Origin of the sequence: Pseudoalteromonas sp. SWN166 (genome assembly GCF_015864485.1) — a bacterium.
Classification (GTDB): domain Bacteria; phylum Pseudomonadota; class Gammaproteobacteria; order Enterobacterales; family Alteromonadaceae; genus Pseudoalteromonas.
The window spans coordinates 1-14,804 of the sequence record NZ_JADYXB010000039.1 but is presented as its reverse complement, the minus strand read 5'-3'; the positions used below and the strand labels follow the sequence as shown (position 1 = coordinate 14,804).

The window sequence follows — 14,804 nt, the reverse complement described above, 5'->3', positions numbered from 1 at the left end:
GAGTATAAAAAAATGCCAGCAATACATTGCTGGCATTTTTATAGCTTACCTATTTATTACTTCGCTAATTTTTTAGCTAGGTATAACCATGTTTCTATTACTGTATCTGGGTTTAATGAAACAGAATCAATGCCCTGCTCTACTAACCATGCTGCAAAGTCTTCGTGATCAGAAGGACCTTGACCACAAATACCAACGTACTTTCCTTTTTCTTTAGCTGTTTTAATAGCCATAGAAAGTAGCTTTTTAATTGCAGGATTACGCTCATCGAATAAATGTGCAATTAAACCAGAATCACGGTCAAGACCAAGCGTTAGCTGTGTTAAATCGTTAGAGCCGATAGAAAAACCATCAAACATTTCTAAAAATTCATCAGCAAGTAGTGCATTTGAAGGTAGCTCACACATCATGATTACTTTAAGACCATTTTCGCCACGTTTAAGGCCATGCTCTTCTAGTAGTTCAATTACGCGTTTGCCTTCTTCAAGGGTACGTACGAATGGGATCATGATTTCTATGTTTTGCATATCCATGTCGTTTCTTACACGTTTTATTGCTTCACACTCTAGTGCAAAACAATCACGGAAGTCTTCAGAGATATAACGTGCAGCACCACGGAAACCAATCATTGGGTTTTCTTCTTCCGGCTCGTATTGCTGCCCGCCAACTAGGTTTGCGTATTCGTTTGATTTAAAATCAGACATACGAACAATTACGCGCTCTGGTGCAAATGCACAGCCTAGAGTAGAAATACCTTCAACCAGTTTTGTGATATAAAACTCTACTGGTGATTCGTAACCGGCAATCATGTCTGTGATTTCTGCTTTTAATGCATCTGTTTGAGCATCAAAATTTAATAACGCTTTAGGATGAACACCAATCATACGGTTGATAATAAATTCAACTCGCGCAAGGCCAACACCTGCATGCGGTAAGCGTGCAAAGTCAAATGCACGATCGGGGTTACCCACGTTCATCATAACTTTCATTGGAAGTTCTGGCATTTTATCAACGCGTGACGTTAGTATTTCAAAATCTAAAATACCTTCGTAAATAAAGCCGGTATCGCCTTCGGCGCACGATACTGTTACTTCTTGACCCGCTTTAATTAAATCAGTTGCATTACCACAACCAACTACTGCTGGAATACCTAGTTCACGTGCAATGATTGCAGCATGACATGTACGGCCACCACGATTAGTAACAATCGCTGCAGCACGTTTCATGATTGGTTCCCAATCTGGGTCGGTCATATCGGTAACTAAAATGTCGCCTACTTGTACCTGATCCATTTCTTTGATTGAATCAAGAACACGTACAACACCACTACCAATTTTATGACCAATTGCACGGCCTTCAACAACAACGTTGCTTGTACCATTTAATTGAAAACGTTCCATTACGTTGGCGTCTTCGTTTGAACGAACAGTTTCTGGACGAGCTTGAACTATATATAGTTTGCCGTCGTTACCGTCTTTTGCCCATTCGATGTCCATTGGACGACCGTAATGTTTTTCAATGATTACAGCTTGCTTGGCAAGTTCTTGCACTTCTTCATCTGTAATCGAAAATTTATTTGAAAGCTCAGGGGCAACATCAACGATGTCTACTTGCTTACCATGTGCTTTGTCTTCTGAGTAAATCATTTGAATGGCTTTAGAGCCAATATTACGACGTACTACTGAAGGTTTGTTTTTTAGGAGTGTTGGTTTATGAACATAAAACTCATCAGGGTTAACTGCGCCCTGTACAACCATTTCACCTAAGCCGTAGCTTGATGTAATAAATACAACGTCTTCAAAACCAGACTCTGTATCAATACTAAACATTACGCCAGATGCTGATTTATCTGAACGTACCATGCGCTGAATACCCGCTGATAACGCTACACCACGGTGATCGTAACCTTGGTGAACACGATACGAGATTGCACGGTCGTTAAATAATGAAGCAAATACGTGTTTAATAGCGACCATTACTGAATCGATACCAACTACGTTTAGGAAAGTTTCTTGCTGGCCTGCGAATGATGCATCTGGCATATCTTCAGCGGTAGCTGATGAACGTACTGCGAATGAAACATCTGCTGTAGTGTCGCCGTGGAGTTGGCTATATGCGTCGCGAATGGCTTGATCTAGGTTTGGTTGGAATGGTGTGTCGATTATCCATTGGCGGATGTCTGCACCGACTTTAGCGAGTGTATTTACATCATCAACATCAAGTGTATCTAGAATGTCGTGAATTTTTGCTGTGAGTCCTGATTGATCTAAAAACTCATTAAAAGCATCTGCGGTAGTTGCGAAACCACCCGGTACTTGTACACCAGCGTTTGCTAGGTTTGAAATCATTTCGCCAAGTGATGCGTTTTTACCGCCAACTCGAGGAACATCTTGCATACCAAGCTCTTGATACCAGAGAACGTATTCTTGCACGGATCTTTCTCCAAAAAAAACTAATTGTAGGTCTAACTGTGAGAGTTAAGAAAGAAAACCTTTTATAAAGGTCACCATCATTCTACACTGGCAACAGTCCTCACGTAAACCGTGAGAAACCCATTTTAGGGATTTAAACGCAATAAAAAGGTTAATTATGAGAACTGCTTTTTATATATCAGACGGAACAGCTATTACTTCAGAGGTGTTTGGGCATGCAACTTTGTCGTTGTTTCCTATCGATTTTAATCATAAAACAATTCCATTTGTAGAAACTGAAGAAAAAGCGCACGAAATTAAAGCATTAATTAATGCAACTGCTGCCAGAACAGGCGAAAAACCATTCGTATTTTTTACTTTTGTAAATCATAGTTTGAGTGAAATTATAAAATCGGCCGATGCGGTTACCTATGATTTTTTAACTACATACAGCGAAAAAATAGAAAAAGAACTCAATGTAGCCCCTGTTCCAAAAATGCACCGTACGCATTCTATTCATGAAAAAAGTTATGATTTTAGAATTGATGCAGTTAACTATGCACTTATGAATGATGATGGCGGCAATATTAAAAACTTTTCAGAGGCTGACATTATTTTAATAGGTGTTAGCCGAAGTGGTAAAACACCAACCAGCTTATACCTAGCACTGCAATATGGAATTAAAGCGGCTAACTACCCTATTACAGAAGAAGATTTAGATAACGAAGGTTTACCTAAGTGTTTAGTCCCTTATAAACATAAGTTATTTGGGCTTACGATTGACCCTGAAAGGCTTGCAGCTATAAGGCATAGACGTATGGCTAATTCTAAATATGCATCTATTAAACAATGTCGTATTGAAGTGCGTGAAGTAGAAATGCTTTATAAACGCCATAAAATTGCTTACTTTAACTCTACGCATCATTCGGTAGAAGAGATATCTGCAAAAATCCTGACAGAGACTGACTTAGAGCGACGTAAGTACTAATACCAATCCGCAATAATACTTAATCATTCTGCGGGGCTAAACGTGTCGCTACCTGCGTTAAAAAATTCTCATTTAGAACAACTAAATAGCGAATTTTTTGCCTAGCTATCAACACGTTTTTCCGGCCTCAAAATAGATCACTTAATTAAGCGAATTGGTATAAATTATCGATTAGATTAAAAACAAAAAAACCGCAATTAAGCGGTTTTTTAGTATTAACAAATATTATTTACGTGCGTCTTTTAGTAAATCAGCAACTAAAAAACCTAACTCTAATACTTGGTCGGCATTAAGACGTGGGTCACACTGCGTTTTGTAACGCTGTGCTAAGTCGTCATCTGATAAACCGTAAGCACCGCCAGTACACTCTGTAACGTGCTGGCCTGTCATTTCTAGGTGAACACCACCTGCGTATGAACCTTCAGCTTTATGAACAGCGAAGAATTGACTGATTTCGCGCATGATATTGTCGAAGTTACGTGTTTTGTATCCTGACGTCGCTTTTTCAGTATTGCCGTGCATTGGATCAGAGCTCCAAATTACTTTACGACCTTCTTGCTGAACTCTTCTTACTAGGGCTGGAAGTTTTTCTGGTAGTACGTCTGCACCCATACGTGTAATTAGCGTTAAGCGACCAGGGATGTTATCTGGGTTTAATGCATCAATTAAACGAATTAGGTCATCAGGTTCCATACCTGGGCCAACTTTAACACCAATTGGGTTTTTAATACCTTTGAAAAACTCAATATGTGCATGGTCAAGTTGACGAGTACGCTCACCAATCCAAACAAAATGAGCAGAACAATCGTACCAGTCACCTGATAGGTGGTCGCGACGAGTAAGCGCTTCTTCGTAACCAAGTAGTAATGCTTCGTGAGAAGTGTATAAATCGGTTTCTTTTAAGCTTGGCGCAATTGTAGAGTTAATTCCACACACTTCCATGAACTCGAGTGCGTCTTGAATTTTGTCTGCAAGTTGTTGGTATTTTTCTTTAAGTGGGTTTGCAGCTACAAAGCCCATGTTCCAACGGTTAACCTGGTGAAGATCGGCAAGGCCACCTTGTGCAAATGCGCGTAATAAATTTAACGTTGCCGCACTATGGTGATATGCAGTCATTAAACGTTGTGGATCTGGGATACGCGCTTCTTCTGTAAACTCAATATTATTAATGATGTCGCCACGGTAAGATGGTAAAGATACACCATTAATTGTTTCTAAGTCTGCTGAACGTGGTTTAGCATATTGACCAGCCATACGGGCAATTTTAACTACAGGGCATTTACCGCCGTAAGTTAATACAACAGCCATCTGTAAGATTGTTTTGAACGTATCGCGAATGTTAGCGGCATTAAAGTCACTAAATGATTCTGCACAGTCACCACCTTGAAGTAAAAATGCACGACCTTCGCACACGTCTTCAAGTTGTTTAAATAAGCTTCTTGTTTCTTCAGCAAAAACCAAAGGCGGAGCCGTCTTTAATTGGCCTTCAACTGATTTAAGTATTTCTTGATCTGGGTACTGTGGCTGCTGCTGTATTGGCAGCTCTCTCCAGCTATTTGGGTTCCACGATTGCATGTTCTTTCCTCATTCCTACATTACCTGATAAGAAGAAATTACCGTATGCAGGCCCCTATGTTCAAGGACTAAATTCACTATTTACTAATTATTTAGTTATGAGGTAAGTATTTATGAGATTTATAGGCAAATATTGAATTATTGAGACTTGATAAGTTTGTTTTTAAGTAACTTAAAAACATTATAAAACAGTAAGATAAAATACAATTGGTTATATTTTAGCTGCTTGGAGATAGAACATAGCATAGTAACCGTAATGAACAGTTTGATTGAGAACACATCATACTTAAACACAATCTATTGTAATCTTAACTTTACAGGTAAAATAAACTTTTATTATTATCAAGTAGAGTGTTGTCAAATTGTGTGCTAGTGGGGTTTCCTAGCTTCATATAATAATAAAGTTAGTTTATTATTATATGCGATTGCTTATGCGCAGGGCCTCCTCAATACTGTTCTACTATTCAAACAAATATTAAGGGTGAGCAGAGTGTTTCGCTTTCACAGTCTGGCTTAATAGCGGTGCTGTAAATGTTTTGTCGGTTTGTGGCTTCATCCACTTCCCTACAATGTTCTTAGTTTTGCTCTAGGATGCATGTCATCGAATACACCCTATTATTTCATGGAGTTTATAATTCACAAGCTCTCATTTTTTGAGCTTTTATACAATCGCGTTAAGAGCTTAAATTTAGATATAACGTACTATGCTTTTAATTGTTACTGCCTCTCTTTCATTCTAGGTTTATTTATTTTTCGCTGATTACAATTATTTATTTGCTAAGTGACTCTCCCATTAGCTCAAGATCATTTATTACTTATACAGTCATTGCATAATTATATTAAAAGGCAACATAAAGAACACATCATACTTATATATAATTGAATACACACTTAGCTCTGAGTAAACTGTAATAAATAGTAATCAAATAGCTAAGAAATATGCGATAATCATTTTAAGTAAGATGTGTTCTTGGTGGGTTATGGTAAGTAAAGTTCAAATTAGAAGTCAGTTTGATTTAATGAATGAATTAACGGTGAGGTTAGTTGAAGAGCTTAAAGAATGTGACTATTCAAAAGCTGAATACTATCAACTTCCTGATATTAGTAGTCTTGATGAGAATATTGTTCCTGAGTCAATTATCACCGAAAAAATATCTGGAGACTTAGCACATAGAGCTATTCTTAATTCATTTACCGATATTTATAAAAAAGAAGGCTTAAGTAGCCGCGTATTAAAGCGCCACCCCGGTTTGTTGGTTATAAAAAATGCCAATAAGGAAGCATTAAACAATCGAATAGCTCAAGTAAATAAAGCGAAAGCAGACTTTAAAGCATGCATAGTTGCAATAGATAATAACGATGCTCGTTTTGAAGCGGTTCATAATGCGATGCCTAATTTAATTACACTTGCTGCATATCGCAAAATTCATTGTGAAAGTGACTCTCCATTTTCTGTTAGATTTACTTGGATGCATAAGCACGCAACAAAAACGCTGACAAAAAAAATGGCTCTCGAAATGCTCGATAAATCGGCCGGTTATCGAAATCCAAGAATGATTGATCAACAAAAATGGCAATCACTTGTAGCTCAAGAACAATTACGGGTTGCTAGTTTAGGTGAAAAGGAAAAACTAAGAATTCGTCGCCCTACTCGTGTAAGCCCACAAGTTAATGTGAGATATACTGCGCAAAACCGCTATCATGTTAGTGCCGCATTGCCCTTTATTTTGATTAATCCAGAACCAGACGTAAAACTAGGCATATTACCTAATTATCAAAAACCCGAAACTCACCCGCGTAAACGCGAGTACGATTTTTTAGTTGATAGGCTATATTTAGAGCAGGTAGACCGATAGTGATTATGTTAAAAAGGCCACAATATGTGGCCCTTTTGGTAATGTGTTTAAGTATTTAAATTATGTTTATTACTTTTCTACTATCTCTTCAATTTTATCTTCATCAATCAGCACTGCATTTTCAACAATTCGTTTACCGCCCTGAATTTCAATGCGTTTATTGTGTTTGTTGAGTGTGAGTATTTCATCACAAAACTGATCAGATGGATGCATTTCGTAAGTGTAATCAATAATATTGCCTGTTTTATCATCTTTTACGTTAGTAATGCTGTATTCTGATATTGCGCCTTTTTCAATCAAGTCTTTCATAGTAGTGGTCATATCACGACGCAGGGCTTTTAATTTATTTTCGGTAATATCATCCGTTGAATAAATAGAACCATATTTTTCCATGATAGACAGTAATCTAAAATGATACGTTTTACCTGGCGCTGCATAACGCCAAAGGTGATACAAACGAAGCATCATCCAACGCGATAATCCACGTTTTAATTCTTGAGCACTATTAAAGTAATAACCTTTGTATTCAAGGTTATCAATCATGTTATGAACAAATGCATTTAAACAGGCGACACATTTTACATTGCCCCCCTGACCCTTCTTGCCGCTAAAATGAAGTGACGATAAAAAGTTCATATTTGACTCGTAAAACGAATCATCTATATCAGAATTTTTAGTATCTGTTGCAGAATATTTAAACGAAAGTTTAGAACCTTGCAATGCTTCAAGAGACTCTTTAATTGCAGGGTATGGCATAGATTGCCCTACCGCTTTAAGTTCTTGCGCTAATTCGTTCATAGAAAAAACAACCGCGTATTGAATACCGGACTTAAAATTAATTTTAACTATTTTGCCTTTAGAGGCTAAACGAATAAGTGCACGTTCTACTTTTTCTTCTCTATCTGATGGCCAAACAAGGTATTCGACGTCTTCGCCATCTTTACGCGTACTTACAACAGCGGGAGTTATTTTTATTTCGCCATCGTATAAAATACCATCTACTTTTTCAGATATTTTACGCGTGATAATTGTTTTTTTAGGTGCTTCTTCAAGTGGTAATTTTTTATAGCCAGAACGTACAAAACGTCCCCACAAATCATAATGATTAAACGTGTTTGAATATGCACGTAATCCATGAGCTGCATTTTCAATAGAAATTCGCACGTCTTTGTTGTCTGTAAATAGTGCTAAACTTTCGTTATCGATTGCACTTTCCACCCCGTGGATTTGGCCCCTAAGTGTATCGGGCAAGTTATCTACCGAGATGTTGACCTTTCGGCTCATTGTTCTTATTTCCATTTTTATTGCGACAGCTCATAACAACACATTAAGCAGCAAAAGTTAAATGTTTAAGTTAGTATAAAAGTGATCTGACTTTAAATAAAAGGCTTAGATCACTATTATACTAAGTGGAGTCTATAACTTCTTATTTCAGATCATAATTATACTAACTGAGCTATTACAAATCTCTTTTTTACTAACTCAGCTGTTATTTTGTCCATTACAATCGCTTTATTTTAAAATTTAGCACGACAAATTCGTGTAAAAATAAATCCCCCTGTGGATAAAGCCTTATCGAGTTAGCATAGATCTGATCTGTACCAAGTACAGATCAGATCTATACTAATTAAACGTACCTTTTGATGATGACACAAGTGCATAACTTTATAATTTACTTAGTAAAAAACTGATCTAAGAGGCTCTTTTTGTTCATAACTTCATGCGCAACCTGTGCATAACTCTATTTTAAAAATAGGCCTTAGTAAAAAGCTGATCTGCAGGTAGATAAAGATCTGATCTTAACCAAGTATAAAGCTGATCTGCTTTTTTAGACATTGTTTATATAAATCATTATGTTATATGTCAATTTAAAGCCCTTAACCTTTATTACCTTATATATTTAACCACCTTTAAACTTCTTTATTTATACTAAGCAATATTAACGGTGTAAAAGTATTTTTGAATGTCTTCTTTTTAAAATGCATGTCGTCTTAAATAGTTGTTTACAGCAAATTGAATGGACATTATACTAACTCCCTAACTTTGAGGAAGAAAGTATGTCTATCAATAATAACGCGTTAAGTACCTACCGGCTTTTAAAAGCAACTGCCGAAGTAGCTGAAAAATCATTAGAAGGTCGTATTCAGCACTATCGTGCTCATCTTAAATCAGAAGAAAAAGAATTAAGAACCTATACGCAAAAAGCAGCTGCCGACTTACTAGGTTGTAATAATCGTACTTTAAAAAGACGTCATGACAATGGCGACTTTGATGATTTAAACATTAAACGCGGTGCTAATGGTCATTATGCTTACACGTTAGTAAACATTTTTGCCATGGCCGATATTATGGATATTAAACCAGATCATCGTACGGGTGATGACAAACTACAAGTTATTGTTATTAATTCTCTCAAAGGCGGCTGTGGTAAAACAACCAGTATGGTTAATATTGCAGCAGCGCTCGCAACAACAAATATTAAGCGCTATCGCATTGGTATTATAGATTTAGATCCTCAAGGTTCTTCTTCAAGCTTTTTTCCTTCAAGTGAACACGATCCAATTACTGTTGGCGATTTAATGCGTGATTGTATAGATTTAGATGAGGGCGAAACATGGCCTGAATTTGTATCTAATTCATTTTTACCAACGCATATTCCAAATATCCGTGTTCTGCCTTCAGGTATGGATGATTTTTACTTTGAGCACGAAACAGCAACATTGCTTAAAGATACCTCAAATTATGAGCAAACTCGTCATTATCATAAATTACTAGAAAAAGTGATTGATCCTGTTAAAGATGAATTTGATATTATCTTAATTGATACAGCACCTACTCTTAACTTTATGTTTTATAATGCATTAATGGCATCTACTGCTATGTTAATCCCTGTTCACCCAGAAGCTGTAGATTTTGATGCTAACAATAAATACTTAAAACGATTAGGTGAGATTTACCATACTGTAGCGGCATTAGGCCACGAAGGTTGGGACTTTATGCAGTTTTTAGTTACCAACTATGTGAAAGGTAATCACTCACAGCGCGATATCGTTAAAGATGTTCGTAGTGCATTTGGTCGCCAAGTTATGAGCTACCCAATTAATCACAGCTCGGCAATTACAGCAAGCTCATCATCTTTTAACACTATTTTTGATCAAAAAGCGTCAGACAGCTTAGCAAGTCGTGAATCGTTAATGCGCGCCCAAGAAAATATTAAAGATGTCGTTGATGAGCTAGAAATGCTTATTCGTTCAAATTGGCAGTCAACTCAGTCAACACTCAATTCCCCTAAGTAAGGATGTTAAACAAAAATGGCTAAAAAACGTAAAAATGACACCCGCTTAGATCCTTTTGCAACCGCTGTAGGTAGCAGTAGCCTTGACGCATTATTAGAACAGGCCAATGCTGGCGATGTAATTAGAATGCCGGCACCGAGCGATCCTGAGCGCCAGATAACGCTTGTTTGTAAAGTGATCTCACACGCTGATATTGAATCCACTACAGGTGTTTATGGTAAAAACCGCCGTGTTCAGTCGCTCCTAAACGAAAAGTCAGTATCAGATATTCTTCCTGCTATTCGTGACGACGGCCGTAATCAGCATCCTGCTCTACTTTGGGATCAAGGCGAAACGAGCTTAGTTTTAGCGGGCTCTCGCCGTCGTATGGCGTGTATTTTAGGTAACGCAGATTATTTAGTGCTTAGTTCAAGCGACTTTACTGAGCAAGATGCTAAAATTTTAGCGGTATCTTCAGATCAGTACATTGCCCCTAGCTTATGGGAGCTAGGACAAGCTTACCAACAAACAAAAAACGAGTTGATTGAACAAGGTAAAAAAGGATCTTACAGAGAAATCGCCGCCATTGAAGGTGTATCGCACACTGCAATTGCAGATGCCATCAAGGCGTACGAGCAAATACCTGCCGATGTTATTGCGCTTTACCCTACTGCGAACCACGTAGGTCGTGAAGTAGCTAAAAAGCTTGTGAGCGCAAAGGAGCGCGACCAAGAGGCGTTTAATCAACTCGTTTTAGACCTAGCTAGCGATGAAGAGCTAAATGCGATTACAAGCGACGAAAAGCGTGCAATGGCAATTACTAAATGCTTAACAGCTGAGCCACAAGTGGCCGTTAAACGTGAAGCTGTACTCGAAAATAAATTTATATCGGTACAACGTAATTTAAAAAGCGGCGATGTGTCTATCAAAATTGATAATAAAGTGATGACAGACAAACGCTTAGAGCAATTAACTAAGTTATTAAGTGCTTTTAATTAGTTAGTTAAATAATGATCTGTCAGGCTTGTTTACTTAGTTAAATAGTGATCTGGCAGATTGTTTTGTTAGTAAAAATCTGATCTTTACTAACGCAATTCCTCTTCAAATAATCATAGTACCTCTTCAAGATCACTTTTTTACTAACTAATCCCCTCTTCTTGGCTGCATTTTCTCGATTTATTATTATTGTTAGTAAAATTGTGATCTGTAATACCTAGATTATTCTTTGCATGTGTATGTAGGGTCTAATATTTTGTGAAATTTTATACGGATTTTTACCTATAAACCGGTTTTTTACTAAGCTATCAGCTCCAACCAGTTTATAACTTGTTAATAGTGCTTTAGCTCAGAGCACATAAGGCATATACTGGCAGAATTATTTTTAAAATTTAATGCTTAGAGTGACATGTCTGCTAACTTATCAAAAAATGATTTAATGGCTATTTTTGAAGAAATTAAAAATGAGCAGGCTACCCAGTTTCCTCTGTCTGAACGCTTTATTAAAAAACTTTTTCGTGAAAATGTCCTAGATAAAGGAAAAGAATATTATAAAAAAGGCCAGATCACTTGGTTAGAGCATACGCCTAACTTTTCTGTTGTAGATTCTACTGTTCAAGTGGATAACGGATCATCGTTTAACCAACGTATTGAGATCAGTAAAGTACCCACTGGTTATTCTGTTGATACGCACTGTACATGTAATGCAAAAACCAAATGTCGACACTTAGCCGCTATTTTATTTAAACTTAAAATTGAGCATTCTGGTGAGTACGGCGAAGATTACTTTATTAATGATTGGTTTAGTGAATTAAGCGCACTTAAAAGTGGTGAGCAAACTACACCCTCGCAAGTGTTATTGTTTGTATTAGATATTGAAAATAACAAAGTATTTTTAACGCCTAAAATAGCGAATGTTGAGACTAAAAAGAATTATACGTTAGGTCGAAACCTAACTGAGCAACAGTTAAATAGTTTTGTAACGCCGAGTGACTTACTCGAAAGTGACTTTAGATTATTTAGTTGGATACGCTCACAAAATGCAGTGGGAAGTATTGAGCTAAAAGGTCAATGGGGCTTTAGTGCCCTGCAACAACTAATCGCTACAGAACGCCTTTTTTTCCAGCGTTCTCGAGTGCCAATTAAAGCACAATCGGGCCAAGCATTAAGTTTTAGTTGGGAGCAAGATAAAGATCTTTCCCAATTAATTATTAAGCTTGAGCAAACCCAAAACTGGGCTTTATTAAAAACAACACCACCTACTTACCTCGATTTAGATCACTTAAAAGCGGGTCGTCTTCGCACACCATTAAGTGCAGAAGAAATAGCTCATTTACAAACTATGCCTGCTTTGCACGATGCTAATTTTGATCGTATTTACAAACAACTTGCCGATAATTTTGGCGCAGGTGTAATACCTCATCCTACTAACTTGCAGCCAACGTTACCTAAAATCTCTAGTAATGCTGTTTTAAAAGTAACGATGGGCGATCAAGGTTTATCACTTTCGTTATTATTTAAGTATAAAAATAAAAATTATTTAGCGGGTTCTGCACCTGTAAGCACTATTAATAGTGCTTTTGAAAATACGGTAACGAATGAGCTAATAAATCTAGGTTTTGAATTTTGTAAAGGGGGTTTACAAAGTGAACTTGTATTTACAAAGCAATCTCCTATCCATTTGCATTGGCTTATATACGAAGTATTTCCTGGTTTTAAACAACGTGGTTGGCAAGTAAGTGTAAGTAAAGTAACGAGTCCTAATCCGCAGTGTGAAGTGAGTTTACATGTACACCGCGCTGCAGGGCATCAAATGCACTGTAAAGTACTGCTATGCGATGCAAAAGCAGCGCTTTTATTTACTAATGCAGAACCGCTATATCAGTCGTTAAACCGACAAAGTGAGTTATTTTACTACTACCCGCTTGGCCGTGAATTTGGAGTTATTAATAAGTCTGCAATTAACTTATTAGATGAATTTAAAGAGCGTTTTGAGTTTGTAAAAACACGGGATGAATTTAATATTCCGCTTTCGTATTTACCAGAGCTTGTAAAGCATACAGCCATAAATGTAGAGTTACATGACGACTCGCTTGAACGATACTTACAAGAGCTAAACAATACCGATACAGCAATGCCTAAGGTTTCATTACATGGCTTGAATGACTCGGTAACGCTTCGTGAGTACCAACAGCAAGGTGTTGACTGGCTTAGTTTTTTAAAGCGTCATCAATTAGGTGGTATTTTAGCTGATGACATGGGGCTGGGGAAAACACTGCAAGTTATTGCGTTTTTAGCGAGTACCTTTAACCGTCCGCAAGCAGGCCCTACACTAATTGTATGTCCAACTAGCTTGGTGAGTAACTGGCAAAACGAAATTACTAAGTTTGCTAAAAGTTTAAAAGTGACCACTATTTTTGGATCAAACCGTAACGAACCTCTACAACACTTAGCACAAGCCCAATGCATACTTACTACATACCCGTTGTTAAAACGTGATATTGCTTATTACTCGCCATTGTATTTTGAAAATATAATTCTCGATGAAGCCCAATATATTAAAAACGATACCGCACAGGTGTCGCGATTAGTTAAACGCTTAAATGCCGACTTTAAACTTTGTTTAAGTGGTACTCCAATCGAGAATAATTTACTTGAGCTTAAATCGTTACTCGATTTTGCCATGCCATCTTTACTTGGTTCTCAAGCGCACTTTAAGCAGCATTTTCAAACGCCCATCGAGCGTGAAGCAGATATGGAAAGAGCTGAGCAGCTAAAAGCGTTAATTATGCCTTTTATAATGCGCCGAACTAAAGCACAAGTAGCGCAAGAGCTTCCCGAAAAAACAGAGCTAACTAAAGAATTTGAGTTTGAACCTAAGCAAAAAGAAATGTATCAAGGCATTACACGTTCATTAGAAGAAAAGCTAATCGACTTATTTGCTGAGCAAGGTGCACAAAAAAGTAAACTTGCATTTTTAGAGGCACTTTTAAAGTTAAGACAAATTTGTTGCCACCCTAAATTAATAGATCCAGACACTCAGGCAGGCTCTGCTAAGCTCGAATGGTTAACAACACACTTACCACTTATGTTAAGTCTTGGTCGTAAAATCATTATATTTAGTCAGTTTACATCGGCGCTCGACTTAATAGCCCAACGCCTTGAAGAAATAAATATTAACTTTAGTATGCTTACAGGCCAAACGCGCCACCGAGATAAAGTAATCGACGAGTTTACCAGTGGTAAAACATCGGTGTTTTTAATTAGCTTAAAAGCCGGTGGTACAGGCCTTAATTTAACACAAGCCGATACCGTTATTCACTTTGATCCATGGTGGAACCCTGCCGTAGAAAAGCAAGCAACAGATAGAGCTTACCGTATTGGCCAAACTAACCCAGTATTTGTTTATAAGCTCGTAATGAATAATTCAATAGAGCAAAAAGTATTTAAAATGCAGCAAGATAAGCAAGCGCTTGTAGATGCATTATTTACCGATAAATCAATGAGCTTTACTAAATTTGATGAGCAACAAATGTTGTCGCTCATTAAAAATTAAATTGCTCTAAAAAGTTTTGATCTTTTTAGAGGGCGTTCAGAATTCTGTGTCAGCCTAAATTGCTAAATATCTAGCACACCATCTAACCTACCTTCGAAGTGGATGGCCAATTGCGACAATGTCAGATTCCAGTTATGGATTGGCATT

At 37.3% G+C, this 14,804-nt stretch carries 8 protein-coding genes; 5 read left to right on the top strand and 3 right to left on the bottom strand.

Annotation, left to right across the window (positions count from 1 at the left end):
- Positions 1-56: 56 nt before the first annotated feature.
- Complete coding sequence (gene ppsA / locus I6F49_RS17165) at positions 57-2,432, bottom strand: phosphoenolpyruvate synthase (RefSeq protein ID WP_197181428.1); 2,376 nt, start codon at positions 2,430-2,432, stop codon at positions 57-59.
- 157 nt (positions 2,433-2,589) lie between these two features.
- Between ppsA and ppsR the strand changes: the two genes are divergently transcribed.
- Positions 2,590-3,399, top strand: a complete 810-nt coding sequence (gene ppsR, locus I6F49_RS17160) for a posphoenolpyruvate synthetase regulatory kinase/phosphorylase PpsR (RefSeq protein WP_166420827.1) — start codon at positions 2,590-2,592, stop codon at positions 3,397-3,399.
- A 225-nt stretch (positions 3,400-3,624) separates the two neighbouring features.
- Here ppsR and I6F49_RS17155 read toward each other — a convergent pair whose 3' ends face one another.
- Positions 3,625-4,974: a class II 3-deoxy-7-phosphoheptulonate synthase gene (locus I6F49_RS17155; protein WP_197181427.1), complete on the bottom strand. Its 1,350-nt coding sequence runs from the start codon at positions 4,972-4,974 to the stop codon at positions 3,625-3,627.
- Between the two features lie 980 nt (positions 4,975-5,954).
- Between I6F49_RS17155 and I6F49_RS17150 the strand changes: the two genes are divergently transcribed.
- Positions 5,955-6,830 (top strand): DNA replication terminus site-binding protein, encoded by an 876-nt coding sequence (locus I6F49_RS17150; RefSeq protein ID WP_197181426.1) that lies wholly within the window; start codon positions 5,955-5,957, stop codon positions 6,828-6,830.
- Between the two features lie 69 nt (positions 6,831-6,899).
- Here I6F49_RS17150 and I6F49_RS17145 read toward each other — a convergent pair whose 3' ends face one another.
- Positions 6,900-8,114: a hypothetical protein gene (locus tag I6F49_RS17145; protein ID WP_024591590.1), complete on the bottom strand. Its 1,215-nt coding sequence runs from the start codon at positions 8,112-8,114 to the stop codon at positions 6,900-6,902.
- A 773-nt stretch (positions 8,115-8,887) separates the two neighbouring features.
- Here I6F49_RS17145 and I6F49_RS17140 point away from each other — a divergent pair.
- The 3 genes from I6F49_RS17140 to I6F49_RS17130 all read left to right on the top strand — a co-directional run bounded on the left by I6F49_RS17140 (position 8,888) and on the right by I6F49_RS17130 (position 14,657).
- On the top strand, positions 8,888-10,126 hold the full coding sequence (locus tag I6F49_RS17140) for an AAA family ATPase (protein WP_024597882.1): 1,239 nt from the start codon (positions 8,888-8,890) through the stop codon (positions 10,124-10,126).
- A 15-nt stretch (positions 10,127-10,141) separates the two neighbouring features.
- Positions 10,142-11,104: a transcriptional regulator gene (locus I6F49_RS17135; RefSeq protein ID WP_197181425.1), complete on the top strand. Its 963-nt coding sequence runs from the start codon at positions 10,142-10,144 to the stop codon at positions 11,102-11,104.
- A gap of 406 nt (positions 11,105-11,510) precedes the next feature.
- Positions 11,511-14,657, top strand: a complete 3,147-nt coding sequence (locus I6F49_RS17130) for a DEAD/DEAH box helicase (RefSeq protein WP_197181424.1) — start codon at positions 11,511-11,513, stop codon at positions 14,655-14,657.
- Positions 14,658-14,804 lie beyond the last annotated feature (147 nt).